This is a genomic window from Caballeronia sp. LP006, assembly GCF_031450995.1.
GTDB lineage: Bacteria > Pseudomonadota > Gammaproteobacteria > Burkholderiales > Burkholderiaceae > Caballeronia.
The window spans coordinates 1,057,704-1,074,845 of sequence record NZ_JARTVW010000004.1 but is presented as its reverse complement, the minus strand read 5'-3'; the positions used below and the strand labels follow the sequence as shown (position 1 = coordinate 1,074,845).

The window sequence follows — 17,142 nt, the reverse complement described above, 5'->3', positions numbered from 1 at the left end:
CCCGCGGCTCGTGGCGCAGGCTTCGGGGATGAAACGTATCGATAAATGCGGCGTTCGCAGGATGAAGAGATCGTCTTCACGCGCGGATCGCGCCGGGGCCGGCTGAAGGCCCGGTGCGACGCGCTGCGGCGCGGCCGGAATTCTACCGGCGGCGCGGCCGCTGACGCGAACGCAGACCGACCCGAATTTACCACTTTGAGCGCCATCCGGCAGGGAAAGCGCGCTCTCGGCAGGGCGTTCGGGCAGCGCACGCGGCGCCGTCATAGAATGACCAGCCCAACCAGCACGCCGCGAGGCAATTCATTCATGGCGCAGGCCCGGCGCGCGCGAGCGCATCATTATTCGGTCTACGTCGTCGAACTGGCGGACGCAGTCTGGAACGAGGCGCGCTTTCGTCGTGCGAATCCGGATTACGTGTTGGGCAAGCCGTTCGTCTATGTCGGCATGACGGGAATCGATCCCGACGTGCGCTTCGACAAGCACAAGGCGGGCATTCAGTCGAACCGCTTCGTGCGCGATTTCGGCTTGCGGCTCTTGCCGCATCTGTATGAGATGTACAACCCGATGCCCTACGAGGGCGCGCGCGATATGGAAGTGGAACTTGCAATCGGCTTGCGCGAAGCGGGTCATGGCGTCTGGCAGGCGTGAAGAACGATCACGAACACGAGCACCATCAACGACACGGAGCGTGACATGCGGATTCTGGTAGTGGGCGCGGGCGCCATCGGCGGATACTTCGGCGCGCGGTTACTCGAAGCAGGCAGGGACGTGACCTTTCTGGTGCGCGAACGCCGCGCGCAGAAGCTGCACGAGAGTGGCCTCGTGGTGAAAAGTCCGGCCGGCGATCTCCATTTCGACGCGCCGCCGCTCGTGCTGACAAGGGACATCGATAAGCCGTTCGATCTCGTCATTCTGAGCTGCAAGGCTTATGACCTGGCCAACGCCATCGATTCGTTCGCGCCCGCGGTCGGACCGGACACCGCCATCCTGCCGCTTCTGAACGGCATGGGCCATCTCGACGTGCTCGATGCGCGCTTCGGCACGGCAAAAGTGCTCGGCGGGCAGTGCGTGATCGGCGCGACGCTCGGCGGTGAAGGCGAAGTGCTCCATCTGAACGACATGCAGTCGATGACCATCGGCGAGCGCGCGGGCGGGCATTCGGCGCGCATCGACACAATCGCCGCGCAATTGAGCGACGCGCGGTTCGATCTGCAGGTGAGCGAGGACATTCTCCAGGCGATGTGGGAGAAGTGGGTCTTTTTGGCGACGCTCGCCACGGGAACGTGCCTGATGCGCGCGCCCGTTGGCGACATCGTGAGCGCGCCGGGTGGCGATGATGTGTTGCGTCGTCTCTTCGACGAATGCAGCGGGATCGCGGCCGATAACGGTCATTCGCCGGGCGAGGCGCTCGTCACGCGTGCACGCGGTTACTTCACGGACCGCGGTTCGCTGATGACGGCGTCGATGCTGCGCGATCTGGAAAACGGCGCGCGGATCGAAGCGGATCATATCGTCGGCGACTTGCTGGCGCGGCGCAAGACGCCGGTGGATGGCGCTTCCGTGCTGGCAATCGCGTTTGCGAATCTGAAGGCTTACGAAGCGCGGCGGGCGCGGCTGGCTGGCTGAGGACGGCGATGCGCCGCGTTCGCCTTCGCCTTCGCAGCGGCGAACCGCCATGCGTACCGCATCGCTTTCAATCAACCCACAACGATAAACACCTCTTCTGGCGCACATCGGGACGCTGTACCCTTTCGGCTTTCCCGATGAACGTTCACGCCCGCGCCTCATGTCATCCGATCCCGCTCTCACCGGCCGCACCGCCGCGCCGCCCACCGTCTCGCAGATCTTCACCGGCTTTCTCACGCTCGGCCTCACCGCGTTCGGCGGCGCGTTGCCGCTCGCGCGGCGCGAGATCGTCGAACGCCGCAAATGGCTGACTGCCGACGAGTTCACCGATCTCCTCGGCCTCTGCCAGTTCCTGCCGGGCGGCAACGTGATCAACCTGTCGGTGGCTATCGGCATGCGCTTTCGTGGCCTGGCCGGCGCGTTCGCGGGCCTGCTCGGGCTGATCGGCGGGCCGTCGCTGATCGTGATCGCGCTGGGCGTCATCTATCAGCGCACGCATCAGGACCCTCGTATCGCGCATCTGTTCGCGGGGCTTGCGGCGGCGGCGGCCGGGCTGCTGATCGCGATGGCCATCAAGATCATGTGGCCGCTGCGCAAGAAGCCCGAGGCGGCAGTCATCGCGCTCGTCATGCTCGCGGCCATCGCGTTCCTGCGCACGCCCTTGCTTCCGTCGATGCTCGTGCTCACGCCGATCTCGGTCCTCATTGCGTGGAAGGTGCGCCGATGATCGCGAATCTGCTTTCGCTCGCCGCCATCTTCAGCCAGCTCTCGCTGCTCGCGTTCGGCGGCGGCAACACCATTCTTCCCGAGATGCAGCGGCAGGTCGTGCAAGTACACGACTGGATGACGAAGGCCGACTTTTCCGCGCTCTTTGCACTGGCGCAGGCGGCGCCCGGGCCGAACATGATGGTCGTCACGCTGATCGGCTGGCATGTCGCGGGCTGGCCGGGCGTGCTGGTCACGTCGATCGCGAAGTTCGGGCCGTCATCGCTCGTGACGATTGCCGCGCTGCACGCGTGGGAGCGGTTCAAGGACCGACCGTGGCGGCGCTATGTGCAACTCGGTCTCGTGCCGATCACGGCGGGCCTCGTGGCGGCGAGCGCGCTGCTGATCGCCGAGGCATCCGATCAGACGTGGATGCTGGTCGCGATCACCGCTGTCGTGGCGGTCGTGTCGTACAAGACGAAACTGCATCCGCTGTGGTTGCTGGCGGGCGGAGCGCTGATCGGGCTGACGGGGATCGGGCAGTGAACGGGCAGTAAGCGCGGTCCGCAAAGGCCGGCTCAAGCATGCGGGCGCACTTTCTGCTGAAATCGAACCGGACAAGACAGCCAGGACGAAGCCATGACCATGACCACCGAATACGCGAAAACCGCGCCGGAACGCGCTGAACTCGATGCATCGACGGCGCCCGTCGTCATCGAATTCGGCACCGACTGGTGCGGCTTCTGCCGCGCCGCGCAGCCGCTGATCGCGCAGGCGTTCCAGGATCATCGCGATATCCGTCACATGAAGATCGAGGACGGCAGCGGCCGACCGCTCGGCCGCTCGTTTCGCGTCAAGCTTTGGCCGACGCTCATTTTCATGACAGGCGGCAAGGAAGTCGCGCGGCTCGTTCGTCCCGGCGACGCGTCCGAAATACGCGATGCGCTGGCGCTGATCGACGATCCTTTGGAGCAGTAGCCGCTTCCCGGCTAGGGGTTAAAGCTGATACGATCTCGGCGATGCAAACTTGTATGATGACCCGATGACCGTACAAGAGCCGTCCATCCGTATGTTCGAAAAGATCCCGTCCCGCGCCCTGAGCGATACGGTCGCGCAGCAATTGCAAAAGCTGATCGAGAAGGGCAGTTTCACCGCCACCGGCAAGCTGCCGACCGAAGCCGTGCTCGCGCAGGAGTTCGGCGTGAGCCGCACGGTGATTCGCGAGGCCATTTCGCGGCTGAAAAACGAAGGCATGGTCGAACCTCGGCAAGGCAGTGGCGTCTTCATCGTCGAGCGCGCGGGCATTCGGCCGTTGCGGATCGACTACGCGCAGGCCGTCGAGCCGGGCTCCGTGCTGCATATCCTCGCGCTGCGCCGGGCGATCGAAGCCGAAGTCGCGTCCGAAGCCGCGATGCGCCGCACCGACGAGCAAATGGCCGCTATCGACGCCGCGCTCGTTCGTATCGATGAAGCCGTGCGCGCCGGCCAGAACGGCGTGGCGGAAGACGTGGCGTTCCATCGCGAGATCGCGACCGCCACGGGCAATCCCTATTTCCTCAAGACGCTCGCTTTTCTGAGCCAGTACCTCGAAGCCGGAACCATCGTCACGCGCGGCAACGAAGCGCTGCGCGAAGACTTCTCGCGCCAAGTGCGCGAGGAACACGCCGCCATCGCCGAAGCCATTCGCGCCGGCGACCCCATGGCCGCGCGCAACGCCGCTCAGACACATCTCTACAACGCCGCGCGCCGACTGGCGGAAGCGGGCCTTTGCTAACCGCTTCATCGAAAATCAAGAGAACGCTATGTCAAGAAACGTGGGAGTCATCGGGCTGGGCGCAATGGGTCTGGGCGTCGCGCGCTCGCTATTGCGCGCGGGCTTCGCCGTGCATGCATGCGATGTCCGCCAGCAAGCGCTCGATTCGTTCACGGCCGAAGGCGGCAATGCATGCGCGTCGCCGGCCGAAATGGGCGGCAAGTGTGAGGTCGTCGTCACGCTGGTCGTGAACGCCGCGCAAACCGAAGCGGTTCTATTCGGCGATAACGGCGCGGTCCCGGCGATGAAACCGGGCAGCGTCGTGCTCGCCTGCGCGACGGTCGCGCCGGGTTTCGCGGTGGAGCTCGGCAAGCGCGTCGCGGCAACCGGCGTGCTGATGCTGGACTCGCCGGTATCGGGCGGCGCCGCCAAGGCGGCATCCGGCGAAATGACGATGATGACCTCCGGCCCCGCCGATGCCTACGCCGCCTGCGAAGACGTGCTCGATGCCATCGCGGGCAAGGTGTATCGGCTGTCGGAGGAGCACGGCGCGGGCTCGAAGGTAAAAATCATCAACCAATTGCTGGCGGGCGTGCATATCGCCGCCGCCGCCGAAGCCATGGCGCTCGGCCTGCGCGAAGGCGTGGACCCGGACGCCCTCTACGACGTCATCACGCACAGCGCGGGCAATTCGTGGATGTTCGAGAACCGCGTGCCGCACATTCTCTCGGGCGACTACACGCCGCTATCCGCCGTCGATATCTTCGTGAAGGACTTGGGCCTCGTGCTCGATACGGCCCGCACGTCGAAGTTTCCGCTGCCGCTTTCGGCGGCCGCGCATCAGATGTTCATGATGGCCTCGACTGCCGGACACGGCGGCGAGGACGATTCCGCAGTCATCAAAATTTTTCCGGGCATCGAAGTCCCGAAGGGAGCGAAATAATGGCGCAGGCCTTGCTTGGCTGCATCGCAGACGATTTCACCGGCGCGACCGATCTCGCCAACATGCTCGTGCGCGGCGGCATGCGCACGGTGCAAAGCATCGGCGTTCCGGCAGCCGGGACGAAGATCGAAGCCGACGCGTTGATCGTCGCGCTGAAATCGCGCACGATTCCCGCCGAGGACGCCGTGCGTCAGTCGCTCGAAGCGCTCGAATGGCTGCGCGCGCAAGGCTGCCGCCAGTTCATCTTCAAGTATTGCTCGACCTTCGATTCCACCGACAAGGGCAATATCGGCCCGGTCGCGGACGCCTTGCTCGAAGCGCTGAACGACGACTTCACCATTGCCTGCCCCGCGTTTCCCGAGAACGGCCGCACGATCTTTCGCGGCAACCTCTTCGTCGGCGACGTGCTGCTGAATGAATCGGGCATGGAGAACCATCCGCTCACGCCAATGACCGATCCCAACCTCGTGCGCGTGCTGCAACGGCAAACGAAGTCGAAGGTCGGCCTGATTCGCTACGACACGGTCATGAAGGGCACGGATGCGGTACGCGCGCGCATCGCCGAACTGAAGAAGGATGGCGTGCGCCTGGCTATCGCGGATGCCATTTCCGACGCCGATCTCTTCGTACTCGGCGACGCCCTCGGCGACCTCAAGCTCATCACGGGCGGCTCGGGTATCGCGCTTGGACTGCCGGAAAATTATCGCGCGGCGAATCTGCTTGCTCATGCGGAAGATGCGGGCGAGCTGCCGAAGATCGAAGGCAGGTCGGTGGTGCTCGCGGGCAGCGCGTCGAAGGCCACGAATGCGCAGGTCGCGGAGTGGCGCGCGTCGAAGCCGAGTTTTCGCGTCGATCCGCTGGCGCTGTCGCGCGGCGAAGCGGTCGTCGATCAGGCGCTGGAATTCGCGCGCAGTCATGGCGATGAAACCGTGCTCATCTACGCAACGTCTTCGCCGGATGACGTAAAGGCCGTGCAGAAGGAACTGGGCGTGGAGAAGGCGGGACAGCTGGTTGAAGACGCGCTCGCCGCGATTGCGCGGCAACTGCGCGACGCAGGCGTGCGCAAGTTCGTGGTCGCGGGCGGCGAGACATCGGGCGCGGTCGTGCAGGCGCTCGACGTGCGTTCGTTGCGTATCGGGCCGCAGATCGATCCGGGTGTGCCCGCGACGCAATCCATCGGCGCCAATGCAGACGATGCGCCGCTCGCGCTTGCGCTCAAGTCGGGCAACTTCGGCACGACGGATTTCTTTGCGAAGGCCTTGAAGGCGCTGGACGGGGTGGCGTGATGTCGTCGAACGAAAACCGTATCCGCGAGGAAATCTGCGTGACGGGCGCGAGCTTGTACGAACGTCGCTATACCGTGGGCAGCGCGGGCAATATCAGCGCGCGTCTCGACGATGGCTGGCTCATCACGCCGACCGACGCGTGCCTCGGCCGGCTCGATCCGGCGGATATCGCGAAGGTGGATCTGGAAGGCAAGCATGTGTCGGGCGGACGGCCATCCAAGACGCTGGCGCTGCATCGGCGCATCTACGAGAACAATGCGGATGCGCACGGCGTCGTGCATACGCATTCGACGCATCTCGTCGCGCTGACGCTCGCGGGCGTCTGGAAAAACGAGGACGTGTTGCCGCCGATCACGCCGTACTACGTCATGAAAGTCGGCCATGTGCCGCTGATTCGCTATCGACGTCCGGGCGATCCGGCCGTGGCGGAAGAAGTGGCGGCGCTGGCATCGACGGTGCGCGCGGTCTTGCTTGAGCGGCTCGGACCGGTGGTGTGGGAAAAGTCGGTGGCGCATGCGTCGTATGCGCTGGAGGAACTGGAGGAGACGGCGCAGCTTTACTTATCGACGATGCCGAGGCCTGCGCCGTTGCCCGACAGCGCGCTCGAGGATTTGCGCACGACGTTCGGCGCGCGTTGGTGAGAGCCGTGCGAGGTTGCGAAGGCCGCGCGCGGTAACGACGCCGCAGCGGCACTCGGCGACCGCAACCAAGAGCAAGTAACGCGCTGACTTTAGTGGTCAAGACCCGGAATCGAACGCATTGAAAAGGAGACAACCGCAATGCCCCGCTTTGCAGCCAACCTCACGATGATGTACCCGGAACACGAGTTCCTCGACCGCTTCGGCGCAGCCGCGAAAGACGGCTTCAAGGCGGTCGAATTCCTGTTTCCCTATGACTTTTCGGCATCGGACATCAAAGCCCGATTGCAGGACAACAACCTCACGCAAGCGCTTTTCAACGCGCCGCCGGGCGACTGGGCCGCGGGCGAACGCGGCATCGCGTCCTTGCCGGGCCGCGAGGACGAATTTAAGAAGAGCGTGGACCAGGCGCTCGAATACACCGCCGCGCTCGGCAATAAGAAACTGCACTTCATGGCGGGACTCATCAAGCCCGGCGAGTCGCGCGAGGAGCGCAAGGCGATCTACCTGAAAAATCTCGCGTATGCGGCGAAGCAGGCGGAATCGGCGAACGTGGATGTCGTGATCGAGCCGATCAACACGCGCGACATTCCCGGCTTCTTCCTCAATCGTCAGGACGAAGCACAGGCTATCTGCGATGAAATCGGCGCGCCGAATCTGCAAGTGCAATTCGACATCTATCACTGTCAGATCGTGGAAGGCGATGTCGCGGTCAAACTCAAGCGCGACATGAAACGCGGGAACGCGGGCATCGGCCATATTCAGATTGCGGGCGTGCCGGATCGACACGAGCCGGATCTGGGCGAACTCAACTACCCGTATCTGTTCGATCTCATCGATTCGCTGGGCTACGAAGGCTACATTGGCTGCGAGTATCGCCCGAAAGCGGGTACGTCCGCGGGCCTCGGCTGGCTCAAGCCTTACCTATAAAAAAGGAGACGACATGAAGGTTCTCATCACGGGAGGCGCAGGCTTCCTCGGGCAAAAGCTCGCCAAACGTCTGCTGGAAAAAGGCGAACTCGACGGCAAGCCGGTCACCGAACTCGTACTGCTCGATGTCGCGCGCCCGAGCGATGCCGCGCTTCTCGACGACAAGCGCGTCAAAGCCGAAACCGGCGACATCTCGGACAAGGCCACGCTCGAGCGCTACATCGATACGAAGACGGAAGCCATCTTTCATCTCGCGGCCATCGTGAGCGGCCAGGCGGAAGCCGACTTCGACCTCGGCATGAAGATCAATCTCGATGCCTCGCGCGCGCTGCTCGAAGTGTGCCGCGCGCGGGGCCACGTGCCGCGCGTCGTGTTCACGAGTTCGGTCGCGGTGTATGGCGGAACGCTGCCGGAAGTCGTGCAGGACGACACCGCGCTCAACCCGCAATCGTCGTATGGAACGCAGAAGGCCATCGCGGAATTGCTGCTGTCCGATTTCTCACGGCGCGGTTTCGTCGATGGCCGCGTGCTGCGCCTACCGACCATCAGCGTGCGGCCGGGCAAACCGAACGCGGCGGCGTCGTCGTTTGCGAGCGGCATCATCCGCGAGCCGCTCAATGGCGAGCGCTCGGTATGTCCCGTCGATGGCGACACGCGCGTCTGGCTGCTCTCGCCGAAAAGCGCGGTGGACGCGCTCATCGCCGGATGCGAGATCGAGCGCGCGAAGCTGGGTCTTCGGCCGGTGATCAATCTGCCGGGGCTTTCGGTGAGCGTGAACGAGATGGTCGCGGCGCTGCGTGAAGTCGCGGGCGATGAAGTCGTGGCGCGCATCGACTTCGAGCCGGAGCCGCGCATCGAAAAGATCGTGGGAAGCTGGCCGGGCGCGTGGAATCCAGCGCGCGCTGAAGAACTCGGGCTCACGGGCGACAAGTCTTTCGCCGATGTGATTCGCGCGTATATCGCCGATCAGCGCGGTTAAATGAGGCAGGACGCCGTGTTTACGGCGTCCGCGCGAGCCAACCCGCAGCGCACCCGGCAACCGCCTCAAAGGTTGCACGATGCAAGCTTGTATCCCCTTTCCGCGCTACACTCCTCCCTTAAATGTGACGAACGCCGGTCCGGCGCCGCGTGCACCGCAGTGAACCACGAGCGGTAGCCTGCTCGTTTCTCATTCCAGCGCCGATCCGCGCTGCCGCCACGCGCAAAACCCGTCGTCTCGTCAGGCTGCCCCTTGCGCGGAGAATCCCATGTTGCTCCACCAGCTCGTCGATCGATTCGGCCCGTTGATCGTATTCGTCAATGTGATGGGCGCGGCGCTCGGGCTGCCCGTGCCCGCCATGCCAACGATGATCGTCGTCGGCGCGTCCTTCGCGCTAATGGCGGTGAATGGCGCGGCGTTCTGGCCACCGCTTATCGGTGTTCTGTGCGTGGCGGTCGCGGGCGGAGTGATCGGCGATCTCGTCTGGTTCCAAGGCGGCCGCAAATACGGCGACCGCACGCTCAAGACCATCTGCAAGCTCTCGCTGTCGCGCGATACCTGCGTCAAGAAAACCGAGCGCTTCTTCGGCCGGTGGGGCGTGCGCATTCTGCTCGTGGCGAAGTTCATTCCCGGTTTGTCGCTCGTGTCCGTGCCGCTCGCGGGCGCCATGGGCGTGAAGCTGCGCAGCTTCATTACCTGGGACGGTCTTGGCATTGCGCTGTGGGGCACGGTTGGCCTTACGGTCGGCGTGCTGTTCGCGGCCGAACTGGAAATGGTCTTCGCCATGATTTCGCAGCTCGGCCGGCAGGCCATCATGGTCGTCGCGGTGCTGCTCGCGGTGTATGTGGCGTATCGCTGGTGGCGTCGCCGCGCGCTCATGGCGACGCTGGAAAAAGCGCGCATCAGCGTGGACACGCTTTACACGATGATGCGCGACGAACCCGTGCCGGTGATCTTCGATATCCGCTCGCCGGAAAAGCGCATGCTCGATCCGTTCACGATTCCCGGCTCCGTGTTCGCCGATGAACGCGAGTTGGCGAAGATCATTGAAAACTACGACAAGTCGCGCAAGATCGTCATCTACTGTTCGTGCCCGAATGAAGTGTCCGCTGCGTGGATGGCGAAGACCATGCGCAACGCGGGCTTCAACGATGTCGTGCCGCTCACGGGCGGGCTCGATGCCTGGCGTCTCGCCGGCTTCGATGTCGCGAAGCTGACCGAGTTCGGCCAGATCGTCGCGGCCACGCCGGAAGAAGTCGCCGAGATGGCGGCAATGTGCCCGTGGCCCGTGAAACAGGCGCCGGGCGCATCGGCTGCCGCGTCTTCCGCGACGGCGGCATCCACGGGCTCCGCATCCTTGCATGAAGCTGGTTTTCCACACGGAGATCGCGCATGAGTACAACCCCGAACAACGAGCACGGCGCGGACATGCCCAATGTCGTGGCATGGAGCGCGCGTGTGCCGTCGTCGGAAGATCCGAACGTCGTTCCGTCGACGACCGTCGTCGAGCCTGCGGCAGCGGATGAAAACGCGCCATATTCGCCGCTGAATTCGCGTATGCATCAGATGTTCCCTATCCTCACGGCGAACGAGATCGAACGCATGATCCGCTTCGGCAGCGCGGCGCGCTGGCGCAAGGGCGAGTGGCTCTTTCGCACGGGCGATCTCGGGCGCGGCATGGTGATCGTGCTGAGCGGTTCGGTGCGCGTGACGCGGCGCGATGCGCTCGACCGCGTGCATCTGGTTGTCGAGCATGGTCCGGGCAATTTTCTGGCGGAAGTGGCGCAGCTTTCGGGCAAGCCGTGTCTCGTCGATGGCATGGCCGCCGAGGATGTCGAAGGCGTGGTGATCCCGCCCGAGCGTCTGCGCGCGCTGCTCGTCGCGGAAGCGGAACTGGGCGAGCGCATCATGCGGGCGCTGATTCTGCGGCGCGTCGGCTTGATCGAAAAAGGCAGCGGACCGGTGCTGCTCGGCCAGTCCGACGATGGGCGTCTGGTTTCGCTGCAAGGTTTCTTGCGGCGCAACGGCCATCCGCACACGGTAATCGACGCGTGTACCGATCCCGATGCCATCGCGCTGCTCGAACGCATCTCGGCTTCTAAAGCCGACTTTCCGCTGGTGATCTGCCCGGACGGCACCGTATTGCGCGCGCCGACCGAGAACCAGGTGGCGACGCAACTCGGCTGGCTGCCGGAATTCGATCCGAGCCATGTCTACGATGTCGCGATCGTCGGCGCGGGACCGGCCGGGCTCGCCACGGCGGTGTATGCGGCGTCGGAGGGATTGTCGGTTGCCGTGTTCGACTGTCGCGCGCCGGGCGGACAAGCGGGCGCGAGTTCGCGTATCGAAAACTATCTCGGTTTTCCGACCGGTATTTCAGGGCAAGCGCTTGCCGGACGCGCGTTCGTGCAGGCGCAGAAGTTCGGCGCGCATATCGCCATTCCCACGCGCATCAAGGCGCTGCATTGCGGTGCGACGCCCATTCGGATCGAACTCGAGAACGGCACGTGCGTGGCGACGCAGACGGTGGTGATTGCATCGGGCGCGGCATATCGGCGGCCGGCCATCGCCGGGCTCGAAAAGTACGAAGGGCATGGCACGTATTACTGGGCGTCGCCGGTCGAGGCCAAGTTGTGCAAGAACTCGGAAGTGGTGCTGGTCGGCGGCGGTAACTCGGCGGGACAGGCGGCCGTGTATCTCGCTTCGCACGCAAAGCACGTGGATGTGCTGATTCGCGGCGCGGGGCTCGCGGCCAGCATGTCGCATTATCTGATCGAGCGCATTGCGTCCTTGCCGAACGTGACGGTGCGCACGCATACGGAGATTACCTCGCTCGAAGGCGACGATCGCATGTTGAGCGCCGTCGTCTGCAAGACGCCGGAGGGGCCGTTGCGGCTCGAATCGCGGCATCTGTTTCTCTTCACGGGCGCGGACCCGAACACGGACTGGCTGACCAATTGCAACGTCAACACGGACGAAAAGGGTTTCGTGCTGACCGGGCCGGAAGCGCACGAGGGCCGCACGCAAGGCGTGATGATGCTGGAGACGAGCGTGCAGGGCGTGTTCGCCATCGGCGATGTCCGCTCGAGTTCGACCAAGCGCGTGGCGGCCGCGGTCGGCGAGGGTGCGGCGGTCGTCGCGCAGATACACGGCTTGCTCGCACGGCGACAGGCGGTGCCTGCACCGGTTGCTTGATGAAAAAGCCCCGCATTCGCGGGGCTTTTCGTTTGAGGCAGGCTCGAAAGCCGGTCAGAACCGATGCCGCAAGCCGACGCGCGTGACGAACTGCGTGTTCGCTCCGGCACTCTGGCCGATAAAGGCCGTCGACGAGCCAATTTCCGCTTGCACCGGCACATTGCGGCCGGCAACCGTGTTGCTGCCCGACGCCTTCTGATAGATGCCGAGCAAATACACATCGGTGCGCTTGGACAACGCGTAATCCACCGCGCCGTTGATCTGATGCCATTTGCCTTCGAAGTTGTCGTCGAGCTTTGAGAACGTATAGCCGAGACCCGCGCTGAACGCCGGCGTGATGTTGTACTTGCCGCCGATTTCGTAGTTGTTCAACTTCGACGATGCCGCGACCAGCGGTTCGAACGTCGTATGCGTCCAGTTCGCCCAGACCGTGGCCGCGGAGAACGTGTAGCGCGCGCCGACGCCATAGGTTTCGAGATCGCGCAGGCCGCCCGTGGCGATGTTCGCGATGTTCGTGCTGAATGCAGGCGTCGCGCCATTCGGGAAGCGGATGTTGGTGTACGCCGCGCCGATGCCGAACGGTCCCTGGTTGTAGTTCAAACCGAAGCTGTACGTGCTCGACGAACCTTGCGTCGCGCCCGCGCCCGTGGTAGTCGGCGTGCCTGCGAATTGCGTTGAATTGGAGAAGCCGTACATGGCGCCGAAGGTTACGCCATAGAAGCTCGCGCTGTTGAACTTCACCGAGTTGTTGATACGGCTCGAAGTCAACTGATCCAGATCGTTGATGTGGTACGCATAGTTGCCGGCGGGCGTTTGGCTACCCATCGTGTAATTGCCGCCGATGACATCGGTGGAGAACGAATACTGGCGACCGAAGGTCAGCGCGCCGACATCGTTCTTCGACAGACCGACGAAGGCTTGCCGGCCGAATTCCGCGCCGCCTTGGCCGAGCGTGCCATCGCCGCTATTGAAGCCGCTTTCCAGGACGAAGATGGCCTTGAGCCCGCCGCCCAGGTCTTCCTGTCCGCGCAAACCCCAGCGGCTGCCTGATGCAACGCCGTCGCCGTATTTCACGAGGCTGTCGTGGCTGTTCGGTCCGGTCGAAACCTTGTTCGCATAGGTGATACCGGCGTCGATCAGGCCGTAAAGCGTGACGCTGCTTTGCGCATGCGCGGCCATGCCGAAGGTCCCGAGGATGGCGAGCGCCAGGATTTTCTGCTTCATCGATCTTTCCTTGTTATTTGCTGTTCGCGAGTGACGATTTGCCACGCGAAGCGGCGCCGCTTGTGCGGCTGTTGTGTTCACGCCGAAGGGTTTCGTCGGACATACCGTTGCGCGATGAACACCATCGTTATGTCGCGTGGAATATAGCGAAATGTCAGCTAGCGGTAAACGCTTCGAGGGGAAGCTGTAGCCTTTCTTCCACAATACTTGCTATAAGAATTTTTATAGCTTGAGCAAGGATGAGGCAGGAAAGCGCAGTTCGAATTCGATCCAGCCGTTCTGCGTGCAACGCGCCGACGCGCTGCCGCCATGCATGCGCATGATTGCCTGGACGATGGAAAGGCCGAGCCCGCTGGACTCCGTGAACTCGCTACGAGCCGCATCGCCACGATAGAAGCGGTCGAAGAGACGCGCCAGTTCGGCGTCTTCTATACGCGCGCCGCGATTGCCCACGACGATGCATGCGCCGTCCGCATCCGCGTGACCTGACAGGCGCACGACCGTGCCTGCGCTCGCGTAACGCACCGCATTGACGACCACATTGCCGATCGCGCGGCGGCACATGATTGCGTTTGCAACTATCTGGCCGCTTGCCTCGATATCGAAGCTGATGTGCCGTTCTTCCGCGATGCCTTCGAAGTAAGCGGCGAGGTTGTCGAGTTCGTCGCGGATATCGAGCTTCTCGCATTCGATGCGTTGCGTCTCGTGATCCGCTTGCGCCAGAAACAGAATGTTCTGCGCAATGCGCGCGATTCGCTCCAGTTCCTCCAGATGCGATTCGAGCACGGCGCGATACTCCGCCACGCTGCGTTCATGCGCGAGCGTTACCTGCGTCTCGCCGATCAACACGCCAATCGGCGTACGCAGTTCGTGCGCGAGATCGGCGGAAAACTGCACGAGGCGCGCATAGCCGTGTTCGAGTCGGTCGAGCATGGCGTTGAACGAAGCCGCGAGGCTTTGGAGTTCCTGCGGCGCGTGCGCGACGTCGAGTCTCGCCGACATGCTGTCCGGCGCGATCTCGGCGGCTTTGTCCGCCATGAGCCTGAGCGGCATCAGGCCGCGGCTCGTGACCCAGTAAGCGAGCAGCATCGTAACGAGCACGGCGGCGATCATGGTGATCCACACGCGCACGAGATACGCCGACAACACGTGCGCTTCCTGCGTCATCACGTGCGCGGCCATGATCTCAACCACTTCACCGCTTTCGCCGATACGCGCCTGCGCACCGAGCCAGCGCATGCGCACGCCATCGGCGCGCGTGCCTTCGAAGAGATCGTCGAGCGCGACTGCGCGTGTCACGGGCACGGTCTGCAGCGGCGGCAGCGGCATGTTCTCGGGATTGACGGCGATGAACGGCGCCGCGCCCGCACGCCGGAAGATGATCACGTCCTGCCGGTCGCCGAGCATGGTTTCGAAAAGCCGCGGCCGCGCTTCGATTTCCTTGATCGTGTAGAGGTCGTGCAGCAGCGCGCGATAGTGTTCGACACGGGCGATCAACTGATAATCCGCACGCGTGGAGAGGGCGGAGTTGGTCGCGTGATAGAGCGATGCGCCGACCATGCCGACCACCACGCACACGATCAGCACGAACGACACGGCAATACGCACGGCAAGCGAGCGCGACGGCTGCGGCGGCAGCCAGCGCAAGACGGCGTCGTTCAAGGCTCTTCCCCAAACGAATAGCCAATACTGCGCACCGTATGAATCAGCTTCGGCTCGAACGGATTGTCGATCTTCGCGCGCAGACGCTTGATGGCGACATCGACCACGTTGGTGTCGCTATCGAAATTCATGTCCCACACTTCCGAGGCAATCTGCGTGCGCGACAACGCCTCGCCCTGATGCTTGCAAAAGAGATGCAGCAGCGCGAATTCCTTGTTCGTCAACGCGATATCCATGCCCTTGCGCGTCACCTTGCGGCGCAGCACATCGACGTGGAGATCGGCAATCTGGAACATGTCCGATTCGCGCATCACGCCGCGACGCAAGAGCGTGCGAATGCGCAGCACGAGTTCGGTGAAGGAAAAGGGCTTGACGAGATAGTCGTCCGCGCCGAGTTCGAGACCGTGGATACGGTCCGTGACGTGGTCGCGGGCCGTGAGAAAGATGACAGGCAAGTCACGTTTCGCGCGCAACGCCGACATGACCTGCCACCCGTCGATGCCGGGCAGCATCACGTCGAGCACGATCAGCTCGTAAGAGTTCGCCAGCGCCTGATGCAGACCGTCGGTGCCGTTGCGCACGAGATCGACCTGATACCCGGACTCGATAAGCCCTTTTTTCAGGTAGTCTCCGGTCTTGCGATCGTCTTCTATAACGAGGATGGTCATGCGCGGCATTCTTGCTTTGTATTGCCGTCATTTTGCCAGTGCGCTCGAACGGTCCGTCGAAAATGACAAAAAAGTCATCGATGCGTCATGGATCGATCAGAGCGGGCTGGCTACCATCGGTCCTGTGTTTGCTCCGTGAGAAAGACGTGCAGAACAATTCGCGACATTCCGTGCAGCCGCTTTGGCTTCGCATCACACATTGGGTCAATGCCTTCGCCATACTCATCATGGTGACGAGCGGCTGGCAAATCTACAACGCATCGCCGATCTTCAAAGCGTTCACGTTTTATCCGGCCATCACGCTCGGCGGCTGGCTCGGCGGTGCGCTGCAATGGCATTTCGCGGCCATGTGGCTGCTCGTGGCGAACTTCATCGTCTATGTCGGGATGAACGTTGCGACGGGCCGTCTGCGCGAGCGCATGTTTCCGCTCAGCATCAAAAGCATCATTGCCGATGGCATTGCCGCCGTGCGCGGCAAGCTCGGTCACGACGATCTCACGCGCTACAACGCCGTGCAAAAATTCGCGTATCTGGCGGTCACGGTGGATATCGTCGTCATCATTCTGTCGGGCCTCGTCGTGTGGAAGTCGGTGCAGTTCCCGCTTTTACGCGCGCTAATGGGCGGCTACGACAACGCACGCGTCGTGCATTTCCTCGGCATGAGCTTCCTGGTGGCGTTCTTCGTCGTGCATGTCGCCATGGTCGCGCTCGTGCCGCGTTCGCTCGTGTTGATGATCAAGGGACGTTGATTCATGTCGCTCAAGCTTTTTAAAACACGAACGGACGCCGAACTCATCGTTAAAGATGCGGCGAAGGAATTAAAAGCCCCCGCGCGCCGTTTATTCGGCAAGCGCATTCTTTCGCTCGGCGGCCTTGCGATGCTGTCCGGCTGCAACATCACCGACGACAAATCCGTCAACGCGATGCTGCGCAAGATCTCGTCCTTCAACGACGACATGCAGGCGTTGCTCTTCGATCCCAAGCAACTCGCGCCGACTTATCCCGATTCGATGATTACGCGTCCGTTTCCCTTCAACGCGTTCTACGACATCGACGAAGTGCCCGAAGTGGACGCTTCGAGCTACAAGCTGCAGGTCGGCGGCCTGGTCAAAGGCAAGCGGGTCTGGACGCTCGACGAGCTTCATGCCATGCCGCAAGAGAGCCAGGTGACACGGCACATTTGCATTGAAGGATGGAGCGCCATAGGCAAGTGGGGCGGCGTGCGCTTCGCGAATTTTCTGCTGCATGCAGGCGTGGATATGACCGCGAAATACGTGGCCTTTCACTGTGCGGACAATTACTCGACCAGCATCGACATGCCGACCGCACTGCATGCACAAACCTTGCTCACGCTCAGCTACGACGGTCAGACCTTGCCGCCCAAATACGGTTTTCCGATGAAGCTGCGCATGCCGACCAAGCTCGGCTACAAGAATCCGAAGCATATCGTCGCGATCACCGTGACCAACGATTACCCCGGCGGCTACTGGGAGAACCAGGGCTATAACTGGTTCGGCGGTTCCTGAAGAAGTC

General features: G+C 63.0%; 19 protein-coding genes. 16 read left to right on the top strand and 3 right to left on the bottom strand.

Features of this window, described 5'->3' with window-relative positions; genetic code table 11:
* The first annotated feature begins 267 nt into the window (after positions 1–267).
* The 13 genes from P9250_RS14970 to P9250_RS14910 all read left to right on the top strand — a co-directional run bounded on the left by P9250_RS14970 (position 268) and on the right by P9250_RS14910 (position 12,055).
* On the top strand, positions 268–648 hold the full coding sequence (locus P9250_RS14970) for a hypothetical protein (protein WP_310393767.1): 381 nt from the start codon (positions 268–270) through the stop codon (positions 646–648).
* Between the two features lie 45 nt (positions 649–693).
* Entirely contained in the window at positions 694–1,626 is a 933-nt protein-coding gene (panE, locus tag P9250_RS14965) for a 2-dehydropantoate 2-reductase (protein WP_310393766.1), read from the top strand.
* Between the two features lie 160 nt (positions 1,627–1,786).
* Positions 1,787–2,353: a chromate transporter gene (locus P9250_RS14960; RefSeq protein WP_244829081.1), complete on the top strand. Its 567-nt coding sequence runs from the start codon at positions 1,787–1,789 to the stop codon at positions 2,351–2,353.
* Complete coding sequence (locus P9250_RS14955; RefSeq protein ID WP_250493072.1) at positions 2,350–2,877, top strand: chromate transporter; 528 nt, start codon at positions 2,350–2,352, stop codon at positions 2,875–2,877. Before P9250_RS14960 ends, P9250_RS14955 begins: the two co-directional genes overlap by 4 nt.
* Before the next feature lie 93 nt (positions 2,878–2,970).
* The gene (locus P9250_RS14950; RefSeq protein WP_250466457.1) at positions 2,971–3,309 is read left to right on the top strand and encodes a thioredoxin family protein; all 339 of its coding nucleotides are present in this window, start codon (positions 2,971–2,973) and stop codon (positions 3,307–3,309) included.
* Positions 3,310–3,400: 91 nt separating this feature from the next.
* On the top strand, positions 3,401–4,105 hold the full coding sequence (locus P9250_RS14945; RefSeq protein WP_244829740.1) for a FadR/GntR family transcriptional regulator: 705 nt from the start codon (positions 3,401–3,403) through the stop codon (positions 4,103–4,105).
* A 28-nt stretch (positions 4,106–4,133) separates the two neighbouring features.
* Positions 4,134–5,027, top strand: coding sequence for an L-threonate dehydrogenase (gene ltnD / locus P9250_RS14940; protein ID WP_310393764.1), 894 nt, complete (start codon positions 4,134–4,136; stop codon positions 5,025–5,027).
* Positions 5,027–6,313, top strand: coding sequence for a 3-oxo-tetronate kinase (otnK, locus tag P9250_RS14935; protein WP_310393762.1), 1,287 nt, complete (start codon positions 5,027–5,029; stop codon positions 6,311–6,313). Before ltnD ends, otnK begins: the two co-directional genes overlap by 1 nt.
* Positions 6,313–6,954 carry an aldolase gene (locus tag P9250_RS14930; RefSeq protein WP_244829741.1) on the top strand — a complete coding sequence of 214 codons (642 nt, stop codon included), beginning with the start codon at positions 6,313–6,315 and terminating at the stop codon, positions 6,952–6,954. Before otnK ends, P9250_RS14930 begins: the two co-directional genes overlap by 1 nt.
* 138 nt (positions 6,955–7,092) lie before the next feature.
* The gene (gene otnI, locus P9250_RS14925; RefSeq protein ID WP_310393760.1) at positions 7,093–7,881 is read left to right on the top strand and encodes a 2-oxo-tetronate isomerase; all 789 of its coding nucleotides are present in this window, start codon (positions 7,093–7,095) and stop codon (positions 7,879–7,881) included.
* Between the two features lie 13 nt (positions 7,882–7,894).
* A complete protein-coding gene (denD, locus tag P9250_RS14920) occupies positions 7,895–8,860 on the top strand; it encodes a D-erythronate dehydrogenase (protein WP_309959350.1) in 966 nt (321 codons plus the stop codon).
* A 271-nt stretch (positions 8,861–9,131) separates the two neighbouring features.
* Entirely contained in the window at positions 9,132–10,256 is a 1,125-nt protein-coding gene (locus tag P9250_RS14915) for a DedA family protein/thiosulfate sulfurtransferase GlpE (RefSeq protein ID WP_409014902.1), read from the top strand.
* A complete protein-coding gene (locus tag P9250_RS14910; RefSeq protein WP_310393756.1) occupies positions 10,253–12,055 on the top strand; it encodes an FAD-dependent oxidoreductase in 1,803 nt (600 codons plus the stop codon). The genes P9250_RS14915 and P9250_RS14910 overlap by 4 nt, the downstream gene beginning before the upstream one ends.
* A 54-nt stretch (positions 12,056–12,109) precedes the next feature.
* On the opposite strand, the gene P9250_RS14905 is transcribed toward P9250_RS14910, so the two are convergent.
* The 3 genes from P9250_RS14905 to P9250_RS14895 all read right to left on the bottom strand — a co-directional run bounded on the left by P9250_RS14905 (position 12,110) and on the right by P9250_RS14895 (position 15,609).
* On the bottom strand, positions 12,110–13,279 hold the full coding sequence (locus P9250_RS14905; protein ID WP_244829090.1) for a porin: 1,170 nt from the start codon (positions 13,277–13,279) through the stop codon (positions 12,110–12,112).
* 222 nt (positions 13,280–13,501) lie between these two features.
* Positions 13,502–14,941 carry a heavy metal sensor histidine kinase gene (locus P9250_RS14900; RefSeq protein WP_310393754.1) on the bottom strand — a complete coding sequence of 480 codons (1,440 nt, stop codon included), beginning with the start codon at positions 14,939–14,941 and terminating at the stop codon, positions 13,502–13,504.
* Positions 14,938–15,609 (bottom strand): heavy metal response regulator transcription factor, encoded by a 672-nt coding sequence (locus P9250_RS14895; protein ID WP_250466465.1) that lies wholly within the window; start codon positions 15,607–15,609, stop codon positions 14,938–14,940. Before P9250_RS14895 ends, P9250_RS14900 begins: the two co-directional genes overlap by 4 nt.
* Here P9250_RS14895 and P9250_RS14890 point away from each other — a divergent pair.
* The 3 genes from P9250_RS14890 (at position 15,608) to P9250_RS14880 (ending at position 17,135) form a co-directional block, all read left to right on the top strand.
* On the top strand, positions 15,608–15,748 hold the full coding sequence (locus P9250_RS14890; RefSeq protein ID WP_244829093.1) for a hypothetical protein: 141 nt from the start codon (positions 15,608–15,610) through the stop codon (positions 15,746–15,748). The two genes, P9250_RS14895 and P9250_RS14890, sit on opposite strands and share 2 nt — an antisense overlap.
* An 88-nt stretch (positions 15,749–15,836) precedes the next feature.
* Positions 15,837–16,358: a cytochrome b/b6 domain-containing protein gene (locus tag P9250_RS14885; protein WP_310394174.1), complete on the top strand. Its 522-nt coding sequence runs from the start codon at positions 15,837–15,839 to the stop codon at positions 16,356–16,358.
* A 3-nt stretch (positions 16,359–16,361) separates the two neighbouring features.
* A complete protein-coding gene (locus tag P9250_RS14880) occupies positions 16,362–17,135 on the top strand; it encodes a molybdopterin-dependent oxidoreductase (protein ID WP_310393752.1) in 774 nt (257 codons plus the stop codon).
* The last annotated feature ends 7 nt before the right edge of the window (positions 17,136–17,142 follow it).